The organism is Klebsiella sp. PK01 (assembly GCF_057624675.1).
This window is the reverse complement of the sequence record NZ_JBYEZM010000005.1, coordinates 43,030-59,874: the sequence shown is the minus strand read 5'-3', so window position 1 is coordinate 59,874 and position 16,845 is coordinate 43,030. Positions and strand designations below refer to the sequence as shown.

16 protein-coding genes are annotated in these 16,845 nt (G+C 56.2%); 11 read left to right on the top strand and 5 right to left on the bottom strand.

The window, feature by feature from the left end:
* Window positions 1–22 precede the first annotated feature (22 nt).
* The 4 genes from gyrB to dnaA form a co-directional block, all read right to left on the bottom strand.
* Window positions 23–2,437, bottom strand: a complete 2,415-nt coding sequence (gene gyrB / locus AC22LX_RS16550) for a DNA topoisomerase (ATP-hydrolyzing) subunit B (RefSeq protein WP_063447577.1) — start codon at window positions 2,435–2,437, stop codon at window positions 23–25.
* Between the two features lie 28 nt (window positions 2,438–2,465).
* Window positions 2,466–3,539, bottom strand: coding sequence for a DNA replication/repair protein RecF (gene recF, locus AC22LX_RS16545; protein ID WP_045378107.1), 1,074 nt, complete (start codon window positions 3,537–3,539; stop codon window positions 2,466–2,468).
* 207 nt (window positions 3,540–3,746) lie between these two features.
* Window positions 3,747–4,847 carry a DNA polymerase III subunit beta gene (gene dnaN, locus AC22LX_RS16540; protein ID WP_045378110.1) on the bottom strand — a complete coding sequence of 367 codons (1,101 nt, stop codon included), beginning with the start codon at window positions 4,845–4,847 and terminating at the stop codon, window positions 3,747–3,749.
* A gap of 4 nt (window positions 4,848–4,851) precedes the next feature.
* A complete protein-coding gene (gene dnaA / locus AC22LX_RS16535; protein WP_015703901.1) occupies window positions 4,852–6,252 on the bottom strand; it encodes a chromosomal replication initiator protein DnaA in 1,401 nt (466 codons plus the stop codon).
* 321 nt (window positions 6,253–6,573) lie between these two features.
* On the opposite strand from dnaA, the gene AC22LX_RS16530 reads away from it, so the two are divergent.
* The 10 genes from AC22LX_RS16530 (at window position 6,574) to AC22LX_RS16485 (ending at window position 14,569) form a co-directional block, all read left to right on the top strand.
* Entirely contained in the window at window positions 6,574–6,654 is an 81-nt protein-coding gene (locus AC22LX_RS16530; RefSeq protein ID WP_419773121.1) for a hypothetical protein, read from the top strand.
* 217 nt (window positions 6,655–6,871) lie between these two features.
* The gene (gene rpmH, locus AC22LX_RS16525) at window positions 6,872–7,012 is read left to right on the top strand and encodes a 50S ribosomal protein L34 (protein WP_015369029.1); all 141 of its coding nucleotides are present in this window, start codon (window positions 6,872–6,874) and stop codon (window positions 7,010–7,012) included.
* 15 nt (window positions 7,013–7,027) lie between these two features.
* Complete coding sequence (rnpA, locus tag AC22LX_RS16520; protein WP_015703902.1) at window positions 7,028–7,387, top strand: ribonuclease P protein component; 360 nt, start codon at window positions 7,028–7,030, stop codon at window positions 7,385–7,387.
* Window positions 7,351–7,608 carry a membrane protein insertion efficiency factor YidD gene (gene yidD / locus AC22LX_RS16515; protein WP_015703903.1) on the top strand — a complete coding sequence of 86 codons (258 nt, stop codon included), beginning with the start codon at window positions 7,351–7,353 and terminating at the stop codon, window positions 7,606–7,608. The genes rnpA and yidD overlap by 37 nt, the downstream gene beginning before the upstream one ends.
* A gap of 2 nt (window positions 7,609–7,610) precedes the next feature.
* A complete protein-coding gene (yidC, locus tag AC22LX_RS16510) occupies window positions 7,611–9,257 on the top strand; it encodes a membrane protein insertase YidC (protein ID WP_015369027.1) in 1,647 nt (548 codons plus the stop codon).
* 140 nt (window positions 9,258–9,397) lie between these two features.
* Window positions 9,398–10,762 (top strand): tRNA uridine-5-carboxymethylaminomethyl(34) synthesis GTPase MnmE, encoded by a 1,365-nt coding sequence (gene mnmE, locus AC22LX_RS16505; RefSeq protein WP_042894095.1) that lies wholly within the window; start codon window positions 9,398–9,400, stop codon window positions 10,760–10,762.
* 196 nt (window positions 10,763–10,958) lie between these two features.
* On the top strand, window positions 10,959–12,143 hold the full coding sequence (locus AC22LX_RS16500; RefSeq protein ID WP_063447578.1) for an MFS transporter: 1,185 nt from the start codon (window positions 10,959–10,961) through the stop codon (window positions 12,141–12,143).
* Complete coding sequence (gene yidZ / locus AC22LX_RS16495) at window positions 12,112–13,071, top strand: HTH-type transcriptional regulator YidZ (RefSeq protein WP_063414963.1); 960 nt, start codon at window positions 12,112–12,114, stop codon at window positions 13,069–13,071. The genes AC22LX_RS16500 and yidZ overlap by 32 nt, the downstream gene beginning before the upstream one ends.
* Before the next feature lie 309 nt (window positions 13,072–13,380).
* Entirely contained in the window at window positions 13,381–13,965 is a 585-nt protein-coding gene (locus tag AC22LX_RS16490) for a 4'-phosphopantetheinyl transferase family protein (RefSeq protein WP_161798780.1), read from the top strand.
* Window positions 13,966–14,002: 37 nt separating this feature from the next.
* Window positions 14,003–14,569, top strand: coding sequence for an NADPH-dependent FMN reductase (locus tag AC22LX_RS16485; RefSeq protein ID WP_045378124.1), 567 nt, complete (start codon window positions 14,003–14,005; stop codon window positions 14,567–14,569).
* A 44-nt stretch (window positions 14,570–14,613) separates the two neighbouring features.
* Here AC22LX_RS16485 and AC22LX_RS16480 read toward each other — a convergent pair whose 3' ends face one another.
* Window positions 14,614–15,951, bottom strand: a complete 1,338-nt coding sequence (locus AC22LX_RS16480) for an NCS2 family permease (RefSeq protein WP_072206473.1) — start codon at window positions 15,949–15,951, stop codon at window positions 14,614–14,616.
* Window positions 15,952–16,122: 171 nt separating this feature from the next.
* On the opposite strand from AC22LX_RS16480, the gene yieH reads away from it, so the two are divergent.
* On the top strand, window positions 16,123–16,788 hold the full coding sequence (yieH, locus tag AC22LX_RS16475; RefSeq protein ID WP_032713001.1) for a 6-phosphogluconate phosphatase: 666 nt from the start codon (window positions 16,123–16,125) through the stop codon (window positions 16,786–16,788).
* Window positions 16,789–16,845 lie beyond the last annotated feature (57 nt).

The following is a 16,845-nucleotide window of genomic DNA, read 5'->3' as shown; positions in this document are numbered from 1 at the left end:
ATGTCACCGGGGAAATACAGGCTTAGATATCGATGTTCGCCGCTTTCAGGGCGTTCTCTTCGATAAAGGCGCGACGCGGTTCAACGGCATCGCCCATCAGGGTGGTGAACAGCTGGTCGGCGGCAATCGCATCCTTCACGGTGACGCGAAGCATGCGGCGGCTGTCCGGATCCATGGTGGTTTCCCACAGCTGATCCGGGTTCATCTCGCCCAGACCTTTATAACGCTGGATAGAGAGGCCGCGACGCGACTCTTTCACCAGCCAGTCGAGCGCCTGTTCGAAGCTGGCTACCGGCTGGCGGCGCTCGCCGCGTTCGATAAACGCGTCGTCTTCGATAAGCCCGCGCAGCTTCTCGCCGAGGGTGCAGATGCGGCGATATTCCGCGCCGGTGATGAACTCGTTATCCAGCGGGTAGTCGGTATCGACGCCGTGGGTACGCACGCGCACGATCGGCTCGAACTGCTGCAGCTCGCTGTTTTCACGAATATCAAACTTCCACTGGCTGCCGTGCTGCTCTTTTTCGTTCAGCTCGCTAATCAGCTGGTTAATCCAGCGGGTGACGGTCTGCTCGTTGCTCAGATCGGCTTCGGTCAGCGTCGGCTGATAGATAAGCTCTTTCAGCATCGCTTTCGGGAAACGGCGCTCCATGCGGCCAATCATTTTCTGCGTCGCGTTGTACTCGGCCACCAGTTTTTCCAGAGACTCGCCGGCTAAGGCCGGTGCGCTGGCGTTCGTGTGCAGGGTCGCGCCGTCGAGCGCGATGGAGATCTGGTACTGATCCATCGCTTCGTCGTCTTTAATGTACTGTTCCTGCTTGCCTTTCTTCACTTTGTACAGCGGCGGCTGAGCAATGTAAACGTGACCGCGCTCCACGATTTCCGGCATCTGACGATAGAAGAAGGTCAACAGCAGGGTACGAATGTGCGAGCCGTCGACGTCCGCATCGGTCATGATGATGATGCTGTGATAACGCAGTTTATCCGGGTTGTACTCATCGCGGCCGATACCGCAGCCCAGCGCGGTAATCAGCGTCGCCACTTCCTGAGAAGAGAGCATTTTATCGAAGCGGGCTTTCTCGACGTTAAGGATTTTACCCTTCAGCGGCAGGATAGCCTGGTTCTTACGGTTACGGCCCTGTTTCGCAGAGCCGCCCGCGGAGTCCCCTTCCACGAGGTACAGTTCAGACAGCGCCGGGTCGCGTTCCTGACAATCCGCCAGTTTGCCCGGCAGACCTGCCAGGTCAAGCGCGCCTTTACGACGGGTCATTTCACGGGCGCGACGCGCGGCTTCACGCGCACGCGCGGCGTCGATAATTTTGCCGACCACGATTTTCGCATCGGACGGGTTTTCCAGCAGGTATTCGCTCAGCAGTTCGTTCATCTGCTGTTCAACCGCCGATTTCACCTCGGAGGAGACCAGCTTGTCTTTGGTCTGTGAGGAGAACTTCGGATCCGGCACCTTCACGGAAACCACGGCAATCAGGCCTTCACGCGCATCGTCGCCGGTGGCGCTGACTTTCGCTTTTTTGCTGTAGCCTTCTTTATCCATGTAGGCGTTCAGGGTACGGGTCATCGCCGCGCGGAAGCCCGCCAGGTGAGTACCGCCGTCGCGCTGCGGAATGTTGTTGGTAAAGCAGTAGATATTTTCCTGGAAACCGTCGTTCCACTGCAGCGCCACTTCAACGCCGATACCGTCTTTTTCGGTGGAGAAATAGAAGATATTCGGGTGGATCGGCGTTTTGTTCTTGTTGAGATACTCAACAAACGCCTTGATGCCGCCTTCGTAGTGGAAATGGTCTTCTTTACCGTCGCGCTTATCACGCAGGCGGATAGAGACCCCGGAGTTCAGGAACGACAGCTCGCGCAGACGTTTCGCCAGGATTTCGTATTCGAATTCAGTGACGTTGGTGAAGGTTTCCAGGCTTGGCCAGAAACGCACCATGGTACCGGTGCTTTCGGTTTCGCCGGTTACCGCCAGCGGCGCCTGCGGCACGCCGTGCTCATAAATTTGTTTGTGGACTTTGTTATCGCGTTGGATAACCAGCTCCAGCTTCTGCGACAGGGCGTTAACCACCGAGACGCCTACGCCGTGCAGACCGCCGGACACTTTATAGGAGTTATCATCGAATTTACCGCCGGCGTGCAGGACGGTCATGATAACTTCCGCCGCGGAGACGCCCTCTTCCGGGTGAATGCCGGTTGGGATGCCGCGACCGTCATCCTGTACGGAGACGGAGTTATCGCTGTGGATAGTAACAACGATGTCTTTACAGTAACCTGCGAGCGCTTCGTCGATAGCGTTATCCACAACCTCGAATACCATGTGGTGCAGACCGGTGCCGTCATCCGTGTCGCCGATATACATACCCGGGCGCTTACGCACCGCATCCAGCCCTTTCAGGACTTTGATACTGGAGGAGTCATAAGAATTCGACATCAACGTTTCTCGCTCATTTAATCTTGGGTTAATCCGTTATTTTACCCTTTTCCACGGTGAACATCTTCGAATTTTTGTCCGACATGTCCATTACGTGTTCAGCGCTGATTGCGCTGACGAAAACCTGCGATTGCGTGGCTTTTAAGCGGCTGGCAAGCAGCCCGCGCCGGGCATCGTCAAGCTCCGAGGCAAAATCATCTATCAGGTACAGGCAGCGCCGCCCGCTTTCGCGGGTCAGGAACTCGCCCTGCGCCAGTCGTAGGGCGCACATCAGCAGCTTAAGCTGCCCGCGCGACAAGGTGTCTTCCACCGGCGCCCCATCGGCGCGAATGCGAAAATCCGCTTTATGCGGACCGTGGGCGGTGTAGGTTAACATTCTGTCGCGTTCGAAATTCCGCTCCAGCACCTCGGCGTAGTCCGTTTCTTTTTCCCAGCCGCGCTGGAAAGAGAAGGTGAGGGTGAATTCCGGTAAAAATTGCTGACAGGTATCCGCCATGTCTTCGACAATAGCGGCGCTGTATTCGGCACGCCAGCGGCTGATTTGTTCCGCCAACGGGATTAATTCCAGGTCCCACGGCCGCAGTTGCGCATATCGGCTCACCTGGCGCAGCGCGGCGTTGCGCTGTTTCAGCAGGCGCTTCAGGTTGCTCCAGGCGGTGAAGAATCCGGCTTCGTTATGAAAGCATCCCCAATCAATGAACGCTCTTCTGTATTTGGGGCCGCCGTTGAGTAAAGTAAACCCCTCCGGCGTGATCAGCTGCATCGGCATCAGGTGCGCCAGTTCCGCCACCTTGTGGCCATCGGTGCCGTCGATACGCACCTTACTGTCACCCTGTTTGTCTTTGGTCAGGCCAATGGCGGTTTCCCGCTCTTCGCCCTGTAAACGCCCGTGCAGGACAAACGAATCCTGCTCGTGGCGAATCACCCGGCCAATTTGCAAACTACGAAACGCCCGACCGTGGCCGAGCGTATAGATAGCTTCCAGCACGCTGGTTTTGCCGCTGCCGTTTGCGCCAACCAGGAAGTTAAAGCTGGGGGATAAAGCGAGATCCGCATTTTCAATATTGCGGAAATCTTTGATCAGGAGTCGGGATAGCGACATATCAACTCGTCATCATTCAAGGGGCGTGGGTGTCGCAGCCAGTTCGTCTACCGCCAGCGCGCAGAAAGCGGAGCGTACACGAAGTACGTGAGCATTTGCTCGCTCCGCTCGTCCTTCGGACCGTCTTACAGACGTCCAAAACGCATAGCGTTTTGTCGAGCACTGCCGGAAGGCGAAATGGCAAGTAAACCAGCCCCTTTGCAGATTCTACAATCTCATAGGCATAACAACATAGGCGGCGGATTGTGAAGCCGCATCCTCAATCTGCACGCTCGATACGGAATCCGTCAGCAGAATGCGCACATTCTCGCATTTCAGCGCATTGAGCACATCCAGCACGTAGCTAACGTTGAAGCCAATCTCCATCTCCGTTCCGGCGTAGGTCACGTCAAGGATCTCTTCCGCCTCTTCCTGTTCCGGGTTGTTAGCGGTGATTTTCAGCTGGTTCTCGCTGACGTACAGCCGCACGCCGCGGAATTTCTCGTTCGAGAGGATTGCCGCGCGGGCGAAAGCCTGCTTGAGAATGTCGCAGCCGGCATCAAGGTGTTTATCCGGGTTTTTCGGCAATACGCGGCGATAGTCCGGGAAACGGCCGTCAACCAGCTTCGAGGTGAAGATGAAATCGCCGACGTGAGCACGGATATTGTTGCTGCCGATCTGCACGCGCAGCGGCGTATCGCCGCCGTCGAGCATACGCATCAGCTCAATCACCCCTTTACGCGGCACGATCACCGAATGGTTCGGCAGCGACTCTTCCAGCGGCATTGAACAAACCGCCAGACGGTGGCCGTCGGTGGCGACGGTGCGCAGTTCGCTACCTTCGGTTTCAAAGAGCATGCCGTTTAAGTAGTAACGAACGTCCTGGTGCGCCATCGAAAACTGGGTGGCTTCAATCAGGCGTTTCATCGTCGCCTGCGGCAGGGTAAATTCCACTTCGCTCTGCCAGTCGTCGAGATTCGGGAAATCGGCGGCAGGCAGGGTCGACAGCGAGAAGCGGCTGCGGCCTGAGCGCACCAGCATACGGTCGCCTTCAAGCTGCACGGCGATCTCCGCGCCTTCAGGCAGGCCGCGGCAGATATCAAAGAATTTACGCGCCGGAACGGTGGTGGCGCCCGCTTCGTGCGGCTGAATCAGCGACACGCGCGCGACCATTTCCATTTCCAGATCGGTACCGGTTAGCGACAGCGTGCCGTCCGCGACCTGAAGCAGCAGGTTACCGAGAATCGGCAGCGTCGGACGACCACCTAACGGACCGCTCACCTGTTGCAGCGGTTTTAATAAATGTTCACGTTCTACGGTAAATTTCATAGCGTCACGAGGATAATGTTCTGATTAAATTGGAAAAATCTTCTTTAATATCGTGGCTTTCTTCACGCAACTGCTCAATCTTACGGCAGGCGTGCAGCACGGTGGTATGGTCGCGGCCGCCAAACGCATCGCCGATTTCCGGCAGGCTGTGGTTAGTCAGCTCTTTGGCCAGCGCCATCGCCATCTGGCGTGGGCGCGCCACCGAACGGGAGCGGCGTTTGGACAGCAGGTCCGCTACCTTAATCTTGTAATACTCCGCCACCGTCTTTTGAATATTGTCGATGGTGACTAATTTTTCCTGCAGCGCCAGTAAATCGCGCAGCGCTTCGCGCACGAAATCAATGGTGATAGCCCGGCCGGTAAAGTTGGCGTTAGCAATCACGCGGTTCAGCGCCCCTTCCAGCTCACGCACATTCGAACGCAGACGCTTGGCGATAAAGAATGCGACTTCGCCCGGCAGGCGGATGTCGTTCTCATCGGCTTTTTTCATCAGGATCGCAACGCGGGTTTCCAGCTCAGGCGGCTCGATCGCCACCGTCAGGCCCCAGCCAAAGCGCGATTTCAGACGATCCTCAACGCCGTTGATCTCTTTTGGATAACGATCCGAAGTGAGGATGATCTGCTGATTACCTTCCAGCAGGGCATTAAAGGTGTGGAAGAACTCTTCCTGCGAACGCTCTTTATTGGCGAAGAACTGAATATCATCGATCAGCAGGGCGTCAACGGAGCGGTAATAGCGTTTAAATTCTTCGATGGCGTTGTTCTGCAGGGCTTTTACCATGTCCTGCACGAAACGCTCGGAGTGCATATAGACCACTTTAGCATTTGGCTTACGCGCCACAATGCCGTTGCCGACGGCGTGCAACAGGTGGGTTTTACCCAGACCGGTGCCGCCATATAGGAACAGCGGGTTATACGCGCCGCCAGGGTTATCGGCCACCTGACGCGCCGCCGCGCGTGCCAGCTGGTTAGATTTACCTTCGACGAAGTTATCAAACGTATGCTTGACGTTGACGTTGGAACGGTAGGTGGGCTCTGCCGGCGCCGGAACGTTATCCCAGCCCTGACGGGCGACAGCCGGCGCGACGCGCGCGGTTTGCACCTGAGCGGCCGGGATCGCCGTGGCGACGTTGGCCGTACCCTGGTGGGACGGCGCCGCAGGCTTCGCGCCCACTTCAAAGCGCAGCTGTGGGGCGTCCGCACCACAAAAGTCATTGAGGAGCCCATTGATATTATTGAGGTATTTGTCCCTTACCCAATCGAGCACAAAACGGTTTGGCGCATACAGTGCCAGCGTGTTATCGCTCAGTTCCGCCTGCAATGGGCGGATCCACATGCTGAATTCTGTGGCTGGTAACTCATCCTGCAATCGGGCAAGACACTGCTGCCAAAGCGAAAGTGACACGGCGGACTCCACTCGAACATAAAATCGATATAAAAGAAAAACTGAAACAATCGTGATTGTTGGCACACGTCGCAAGACCCTGCATAAGCCGAAAAAGCCCCTGCGCAAAAGGGGTGACGTGCGAACCGCTATTTGCGGTTTTACCCGGGACGGATCCGTGGATCGCGATCGGGACCGGGGATCATAGCCTAAACTGAGAAAGAGATCTTGTGTTTCTCAACAGATTCTTCCCGATTTATCCACAGGAGGATCGAAACCGGGTAAGTGTAATCGATCCTGGCGAGAGTGCGGCACGATTTCGCCCGCATATTGGAAAAATTAATGAGCTATGCCGGTTTTGAACAGAATCGATCTAACAAAGATCCTTTACGATCCTTGCGCTTTACCCGCCAGGCCGTATAATCCCCCACCCGGCGCGTAACGCCCGTTTTCGCAACTCGTCTCAGCTTATTTTTTGTGCGGCAAGGTGCGAGAAATAAGGAAAGAGAATTGACTCCGGAGTGTACAATTATTACAATCCGGCCTCTTTAATCACCCACGCTGAGGCGTAAGTCGTTCGAAGTTCGTTCGGGTCTACGCAAAAGTCAGTGAATTTATTCAAGTTTAGGTAGAAATCGCCATGAAACGCACTTTTCAACCGTCTGTACTGAAGCGCAACCGTTCTCACGGCTTCCGTGCTCGTATGGCTAATAAAAATGGTCGTCAGGTTCTGGCACGTCGTCGTGCTAAAGGCCGCGCTCGTCTGACCGTTTCCAAGTAATAAAGCTAACCCTGCGTGGTTAAGCTAGCATTTCCCAGGGAGTTACGTTTGTTAACTCCCAGTCATTTCACTTTCGTCTTCCAGCAGCCACAACGGGCTGGCACGCCGCAAATCACCATCCTCGGCCGCCTGAATTCGCTGGGGCATCCCCGCATCGGTCTTACCGTCGCCAAGAAAAACGTTAAGCGCGCGCATGAACGCAATCGGATTAAACGTCTGACGCGTGAAAGCTTCCGTTTACGTCAACATGAACTCCCGCCAATGGATTTCGTGGTGGTGGCAAAGAAAGGGGTTGCCGACCTCGATAACCGTGCTCTCTCGGAAGCGTTGGAAAAATTATGGCGCCGCCATTGTCGCCTGGCTCGCGGGTCCTGATAGGCCTTATCAGGGTCTATCAGCGCCTGATTAGTCCGCTACTCGGGCCGCACTGTCGTTTCACGCCAACCTGTTCTCAATACGGAATTGAGGCATTGCGCAGGTTTGGAGTGATAAAAGGCAGTTGGTTGACGGTGAAACGCGTATTAAAATGCCACCCTTTACACCCTGGTGGTGACGACCCCGTCCCGCCTGGACCATTTGATACCAGAGAACACTAACGATGGATTCGCAACGCAATCTTCTTATCATCGCTTTGTTGTTCGTGTCTTTCATGATCTGGCAAGCCTGGGAGCAGGACAAAAATCCGCAAACCCAGCAGCAGACCACGCAGACTACGACCACAGCAGCGGGTAGCGCCGCAGACCAGGGCGTACCGGCCAGTGGCCAGGGGAAACTGATTACGGTTAAAACTGATGTGCTTGATCTGACCATCAACACCAGCGGTGGTGATGTTGAGCAAGCGCTGCTTCCGGCTTACCCGAAAGCGCTGAAATCTACTGAACCGTTCCAGTTACTGGAAACCACGCCACAGTTTATCTATCAGGCACAGAGCGGCTTAACCGGTCGTGACGGCCCGGATAACCCGGCTAACGGCCCGCGTCCGCTGTATAACGCTGATAAAGATGCGTATGTACTGGCTGACGGCCAGAACGAAATCGTTATTCCGCTGACCTACACCGACAAAGCGGGCAACGTCTTCACCAAAACTTTCACCCTGAAACGCGGTGATTATGCGGTGAACGTTGGCTATAACGTGAAAAACGTCGGCGAAAAACCGCTGGAGATCTCCTCCTTCGGTCAGCTGAAGCAAACGGCAGCGCTGCCATCAAGCCGCGATACGCAAACCGGCGGTCTGTCTACCATGCACACCTTCCGTGGCGCGGCGTACTCCACTGCTGATTCGAAATACGAAAAATATAAATTCGATACTATCGTCGACAACGAAAACCTGAACGTCAGCACCAAAGATGGTTGGGTGGCGATGTTGCAGCAGTACTTCACCACCGCGTGGGTTCCGCATAACAACGGCACCAACAACTTCTATACCGCTAACCTCGGTAATGGCGTTGTCGCTATCGGCTATAAATCACAGCCGGTACTGGTGCAGCCTGGTCAAACCGACAAGCTGGAAAGCGTGCTGTGGGTCGGCCCGGCTCTGCAGGATAAAATGGCTGCCGTCGCGCCGCACCTGGATCTGACCGTCGACTACGGCTGGCTGTGGTTCATCTCCCAACCGCTGTTTAAGCTGCTGAAATTCATCCACGGCTTCCTCGGCAACTGGGGCTTCTCGATTATCGTCATCACCTTTATCGTTCGTGGCATCATGTACCCGCTGACTAAAGCGCAGTACACCTCCATGGCGAAGATGCGTATGCTGCAGCCGAAGATTCAGGCAATGCGCGAGCGTCTGGGCGACGATAAACAACGTCAAAGCCAGGAAATGATGGCGCTGTATAAAGCAGAAAAAGTTAACCCGCTGGGTGGCTGCTTCCCGCTGATTATTCAGATGCCTATCTTCCTTGCGCTGTACTACATGCTGAGCGCCTCGGTTGAACTGCGTCATGCGCCGTTTATCCTGTGGATCCACGACCTGTCCGCGCAAGACCCGTACTACATCCTGCCGATCATCATGGGCGCGACCATGTTCTTCATCCAGAAGATGTCGCCGACCACCGTGACCGACCCGATGCAGCAGAAGATCATGACCTTTATGCCGGTCATCTTCACGGTGTTCTTCCTGTGGTTCCCGTCTGGTCTGGTGGTGTACTACATCGTCAGCAACCTGGTAACCATTATTCAGCAGCAGCTGATTTACCGTGGTCTGGAGAAGCGTGGCCTGCATAGCCGCGAGAAGAAAAAATCCTGATTCGGTGTAGGCCGGATAAGGCGAAGCCGCCATCCGGCAATGCGCGCCGGGTTGCCTGATGGCGCTAACGCTTATCAGGCCTACAATCAAAAGGCGGTCGAATGACCGCCTTTTTTTATTGCGATTTGAAGAGACATATCATGAGCCATAACGACACTATCGTCGCCCAGGCAACCCCTCCGGGACGCGGAGGTGTGGGCATCCTGCGTATCTCCGGCCTTAAGGCGCGAGACGTCGCGCAGGCGGTACTCGGCAAGCTGCCGAAGCCGCGCTATGCCGACTATCTGCCGTTCAAAGACGCCGACGGTACGCCGCTGGATCAGGGGATTGCGCTGTGGTTCCCGGGCCCCAATTCCTTTACCGGCGAAGATGTCCTCGAACTGCAGGGCCACGGCGGCCCGGTCATTCTGGATCTGCTGCTCAAACGTATTCTGACGTTGCCCGGCGTTCGCATCGCCAATCCTGGCGAGTTTTCCGAGCGCGCGTTCCTCAACGACAAGCTCGACCTGGCGCAGGCAGAGGCCATCGCCGATCTTATCGACGCCAGCTCAGAGCAGGCGGCCCGTTCGGCGTTGAACTCCTTGCAAGGGGCCTTCTCCGCGCGTGTGAACCATCTTGTGGAAGCGCTCACTCACCTGCGCATCTACGTGGAAGCGGCGATTGATTTCCCGGATGAAGAAATTGATTTCCTCTCCGACGGTAAAATTGAAGCCCAACTGAACGACGTGATCGCCGATCTCGATGCCGTCCGCGCCGAAGCCCGTCAGGGCAGCCTGTTGCGTGAAGGGATGAAAGTGGTGATCGCTGGACGGCCTAACGCCGGTAAATCCAGCCTGCTAAACGCCCTGGCCGGCCGTGAAGCGGCGATCGTCACCGATATCGCCGGCACCACCCGCGACGTGCTGCGCGAGCATATTCATATCGACGGTATGCCGCTGCATATCATCGATACCGCAGGCCTGCGTGACGCCAGCGATGAAGTGGAGCGCATCGGTATTGAACGCGCCTGGCAGGAAATTGAACAGGCGGATCGGGTGCTGTTTATGGTCGACGGCACAACCACCAGCGCCGTTGACCCGGCGGAGATCTGGCCGGACTTTATCGAGCGCCTGCCCGCTAAACTGCCGATTACCGTGGTGCGTAATAAAGCCGACGTCACCGGCGAAGCGCTGGGGCTCAGCGAAGTAAATGGCCACTCACTAATCCGCCTGTCGGCGCGTACTGGTGAAGGGGTCGAGGTGCTGCGCAACCACCTTAAACAGAGCATGGGCTTCGATACCAACATGGAAGGCGGCTTCCTCGCCCGTCGTCGCCACCTGCAGGCGCTGGAAACGGCAGCGAACCATCTGCAGCAGGGCAAAGCCCAACTGCTGGGCGCCTGGGCCGGGGAACTGTTGGCGGAAGAGCTGCGTCTGTCGCAACAGGCATTAAGCGAAATCACCGGCGAATTTACCTCTGACGACCTGCTGGGCCGCATCTTCTCCAGTTTCTGTATCGGTAAGTAAGCATTACAGGTAAGCATCTACTAACCCGCCATAACGTTCTGTTATGGCGGGTTTTTTATTTAATGTCCCTAATCACATCAACTCTGTGAAGCAATCACCTGTTTTTCCTTTCAGGAAAAGAGTGTTGTCCAAATGGCAACTCGTACTCCCTGGCGCTAGCCACTATGCTGTACGCCATTCTTATTGCGAGGGTCCTATGGCACGCTTTCTTATCTGCAGTTTCGCTTTGGTACTGCTCTATCCATCCGGCATTGATATGTATCTGGTCGGCCTACCGCGCATCGCCCAGGATCTTGGCGCCAGCGAGGCGCAGCTGCATATCGCCTTTTCGGTCTATTTAGCCGGTATGGCTACCGCGATGCTTTTTGCCGGGCGCGCGGCGGATAAATCCGGGCGTAAACCGGTCGCGATTTTTGGCGCCATCACCTTCATACTGGCCTCGCTACTGTGCTCGCAGGCGCATAACAGCACGCATTTCCTGATCGGCCGCTTTATCCAGGGGATCGGCGCGGGAAGCTGCTACGTCGTCGCTTTTGCCGTTCTGCGCGATACGCTGGACGAGCGCCGCCGCGCCAAGGTACTGTCGCTGCTTAATGGCATTACCTGCATCATTCCCGTTCTCGCGCCGGTACTTGGCCATCTGATCATGTTGAAATATCCGTGGCAGAGCCTGTTCTACACCATGACAGGCATGGGGGTGATGGTAGGGTTATTGTCGGTGGTTATGCTGCGCGAGACGCGCCCGACAACGCATCCGCAGGCAGGCGCACAGCATAATGCCACTGCTGAATCGCTGCTAAACCGGTTTTTCCTTAGCCGCATAGTCATTACGACTCTTAGCGTCACCGCAATTCTGACCTACGTGAACGTCTCTCCGGTGCTGATGATGGAAGAGATGGGTTTCGACCGCGGAACTTATTCAATGGCGATGGCGCTGATGGCGATGGTCAGCATGGCTGTGTCGTTCTCCACGCCGTTCGCCCTGACGCTGTTTAAACCACGCACCCTGATGCTGACCTCGCAGACGTTGTTCCTTGTCGCTGGCGTGGTATTGAGCCTCGCCGTCAGCCAGCCCCTCACCATGCTGGGATTAGGCATGATCTGCGCGGGTTTCTCGGTCGGCTTTGGCGTCGCGATGAGCCAGGCGCTAGGGCCTTTCACGCTGCGCGCGGGCGTCGCCAGTTCCGCTCTCGGTATCGCTCAGGTCTGTGGTTCTTCGCTGTGGATTTGGCTGGCGGCTATCATCGGGCTGAGCGCCATGAATATGCTGATCGGGATACTCATTGCCTGTAGCATAGTCAGTATTGTTCTGATACTGGTCGTCTCGCCGGCGCGCGCGACGCAAGATAATGAAGAAATCCCTGTCGAGTCTCGATCTTAATCTCCTGCTGTGCCTGCAGCTTCTGACCCAGGAGCGCAGCGTCACCCGCACGGCGAAACGGATGAACGTTTCGCCGTCGGCGGTGAGTAAATCATTGGCCAAGCTACGCGCCTGGTTTGACGATCCGCTATTTGTTAAAACCCCACTAGGGCTGGCGCCAACGCCGTTAATGAGCAGCATGGAGCAGGATCTCGCCGACTGGATGCAGATGGGCAATCAGATCCTCGATAAACCGCACCACACCATGCCAAGCGGCCTGAAGTTTGAGCTGGCGGCAGAATCGCCGCTGCTGATGATCCTGTTCAACACCCTCTCCCAGCAAATTTATCAACGTTATCCACAGGCGCTGATCCGCTTACGCAACTGGGATTACGACTCGCTGGATGCGATCATTCGCGGCGAGGTCGATATCGGTTTTTGCGGCCGGGAAACCCATCCCCGTTCGCGCGAACAGCTGAGCCTGCTGCCGTGGTATATCGATTTTGATATCCTGTTTAGCGACCTGCCGCAGGTGTGGCTGCGCGCCGATCATCCGGCGCTTAATGAAGAGTGGAACCTGGCGGCTTTCCTGCGCTATCCGCACATCAACATCTGCTGGGAACAGAGCGATACCTGGGCGCTGGATGATGTGTTACATGATCTGGGCTACAAGCGCACCGTCGCGCTGACCCTACCCGGCTTTGAACAGTCATTGTTTATGGCGGCGCAGCCGAATCACACCATGATAGCCACCGCGCCGCGCTATTGTCAGCACTATAATCAGCAACACCATCTGCCGCTGGTATCGCGTCCGCTACCGCTGGAGCCGCAGCTATTGGAAAAAATGCGCGTGCCGTTCACCCTGCTGTGGCATAAGCGTAATAGCTATAATCCAAAGATCGTATGGCTCAGAGAGACCCTCAAACAGCTCTATTCCAATACGCTGTAGGGAATTTGCCCATCATCCTCACGTTGTTGCGCAAGAAATTGTAAAAGTCAGACATTATCCCTTCTCAAGGAAGAATTTCCGCATTAAAACCTGCTCATTGTGAGCGATAATATCATTCACAATTTTTATCTCTGACCATTAATCACGGAGCGACGAATGGCAACGCATTTTGCAAGAGGGATACTCAACACCAGGGAGCCGCTATCGACGCGTTTGTCGGCGGCATGTCATCAATCCGCACGTAACCTACCCGAATACCGACAGAGCCGCTATCGCGCCTCGCGTTCGCTGCTCGCTGAACTGCTTTTCATGCTTTATGGTATCGGCGAGCTGCCGGAAATCATCAGCGAACCCAATGGACGGCCCGTATTTCGCGATCCCCACCTTCCCCGCTTTTCCATCTCTTATGCCGGGAATATCGTCGGCGTAGCGCTAACGACGGAAGGTGACTGCGGTCTCGATATGGAACTGCAGCACGCCTCGCGTGGCGTCCATCCGCTACATGCCGCCGATCGCTATGTCTTCAATAGCAATGAGAATTTATGGATTAACATCCAGCACGATCCGGATGAAGCCCGCGCCCAACTGGTCGCGCTGCGCCGCAGCGTGCTGAAGCTCACCGGTGAAGCCCCGGTACGAGTACAACTGCTGCCGGGGTCTGGTCGCCTGCGTACCGCTGGCACCCAATCGATTGAAGCCATCTGTGATGCCGAAACGCTGCTGGTGTGGTCAATTGCCGTCACCCCGAATATCGGGCCGCTGAAGGTCTGGGAATTCGATAGTAAAGAGGGCTGGCGCTGCCTGCCTGATGCGCAAACGCGCGCCAAAGAGACTGACGCGCGCCTGATGCGCTTTACCAGCTTACCGGTAGAAAAAGTATTCTCCCTCAACTGACCGGTTTAGCCGGCCATCATGATGCAAAGGAGCACTCATGTCTGATACGTTGAAAGTTGTTACGTTACTCGGAAGTCTGCGCAAAGGTTCTTTTAATGCCATGGTTGCGCGTACGCTGCCAGGCATTGCGCCTGCGGGCATGGAAATCTCCGCGCTGCCGTCGATCGGCGATATCCCGCTGTACGATGCCGATATCCAACAGGAAGAGGGGTTCCCGCAGAGCGTGCAGGAGATCGCGAAACAAATCCGCGAAGCGGACGGCGTGGTGATCGTTACCCCGGAATATAACTACTCGGTACCCGGCGGCCTGAAGAACGCCATCGACTGGCTCTCACGTCTACCGGAACAGCCGCTGGCCGGTAAGCCGGTGCTGATCCAGACCAGCTCAATGGGCGCTATCGGCGGGGCCCGCTGCCAGTATCATCTGCGCCAGATTCTGGTCTTCCTCGATGCGATGGTCATGAACAAGCCGGAGTTTATGGGCGGCGTGATTCAGAATAAAGTCGATCCGCAGGCGGGTGAAGTGGTCGATCAGAGCACGCTGGACCATCTGCGCGGCCAGCTGACCGCCTTTGGCGATTATATTCAGCGGGTTAAAGCATAAAAAAGCCCGGCAGCGATGCCGGGCCATTTCATCATGCGTGCGGATCAATGCGCATCGATAAAGACAATTTTCAGCACGAACAGCAGCGAAACGATAATCACGCACGGGCTGAGTTCACGCAGACGGCCAGTGCCAATCTTCATCACGCAGTAGGAAATAAAGCCCAGGGCGATACCTTCGGTGATCGAGAAGCTGAACGGCATCATCACCGCGGTGATAAACGCCGGTACCGCTTCCGTCAGGTCATCCCACTTCACGCGCGCCAGACTTGAGGTCATCAGCACGCCAACGTAAATCAGCGCCCCGGCGGCGGCGTAGGCCGGAACCATCCCCGCCAGCGGCGACAGGAAGATGACCAGCAGGAACAGGATACCCACGACAACGGCGGTCAGGCCGGTACGCCCGCCAACCGAAACGCCGGAGGAGGATTCGATATAAGCCGTAACCGAAGAGGTGCCAATAAAGGAGCCGGCGACGGACGACACGCTATCAACGAACAGCGCCTGCTTCATGCGCGGGAATTTACCCTGCGCATCCGCCAGCCCGGCTTTATCGGTGACGCCAATCAGGGTGCCGGAGGAGTCGAACAGGTTAACCAGCATGAACGAGAAGATCACGCCCGCCAGGCCAAGGTTCAACGAACCGGCCAGATCGACCTGACCCACAACCGAGGTTACGCTCGGCGGCGCGGAGACGATGCCGGTATAGTGCACATCGCCGAGCATCCAGCCCAACAGGGTGGTGACCACGATGGAGACCAGCACGGCGGCATGAATATTACGCGATGCCAGGATAGCGATAATAAAGAATCCGAGCACGCCCAGCAGCACGCTGTGGGAGGTCAGGTTACCGATGCTGACCAGCGTGTCCTGGTTCGCCACGATAACGCCAGCGTTCTTCAGGCCCATCATGCCGATAAACAACCCGATACCGCTGGTAATGCCCACGCGCAGGCTCACCGGGATATTGGCAATCATCCAGTAGCGTACGCGGAAGAGGGTCAGCAGCAGCAGGCCAACGGCGCCCCAGAAAATCGCGCCCATCCCCACCTGCCACGGCAGGCCCATCGCCTGAACCACCACGAAGGCAAAGAAGGCATTCAGACCCATCGCTGGCGCCAGCGCCACCGGCAGATTCGCGAACAGCCCCATCAGGATGCTGCCGAAGGCCGCGATCAGACAGGTGGTCACAAAGACAGCGCTGGTATCCATACCCGCCACGCCAAGAATTTGTGGGTTCACGAAGACGATGTAGACCATCGTCAGGAACGTGGTGAAACCGGCGATCGCTTCAGTGCGCACCGTGGTGCCGTGCTCGCGCAGTTTAAATACGCGCTCCAGCAGACCCTGGCCAGAAGACTGGCTGGTTTGTTGTTGACTCATTATCGGTTTCCGAACGTAAAAGGAGGGAAAATTCGAGGCTATCCTATACCAAATTACGGCACCAGGCGCGGTTGTATGGTAATTTTTTTCATTTATTTTGCTTATACGGCAACGATTGCGTCGCGGCATTGAGCATTACGAAAACGTTAAACTTGTTAAACTGGAAAGAGTATGACCCAACCACAAGCAGTATTTTTCGATTGTGACGGCACGCTGGTCGACAGCGAGGTGATTTGCTCACGCGCCTATGTTCACATGTTTCAGGAATTCGGTATTACGCTGGATTTAGCCGAAATTTTTAAGCGCTTCAAGGGCGTTAAGCTGTACGAGATTATCGACACCATCAACGCTGAATATGGCGTTAACCTGCAGAAAGAGACTCTGGAGCCGGTGTATCGCGCCGAAGTCGCCCGTCTGTTCGATAGCGAGCTGGAGGTCATCCCCGGCGCCGCTGCGCTGCTGGACGCGGTGAAGATCCCGATGTGCGTGGTGTCGAATGGCCCGGTCAGTAAAATGCAGCATTCGCTCGGTAGAACACAGATGCTGCACCACTTCCCCGACCGGCTGTACAGCGGTTACGACATTCAGCGCTGGAAACCCGACCCGGCGCTGATGTTCCATGCGGCAGAGGCCATGCAGGTACAAGTCGAAAACTGTATTCTGGTCGATGATTCCAGCGCGGGAGCCCAATCGGGGATCGCCGCGGGTATGGAAGTCTTTTACTTCTGCGCCGACCCGCACAACCAACCGATCGATCATCCAAAGGTAACGACCTTCACCGATTTAGCTGAGCTGCCGGCATTGTGGAGAGCGCGTGGCTGGGATATTACTCGTTAAGACCCGGCGTCGCTACGCTCGGCCGGGCTACGGTTGATCACAACGGTAGCCCCGCTG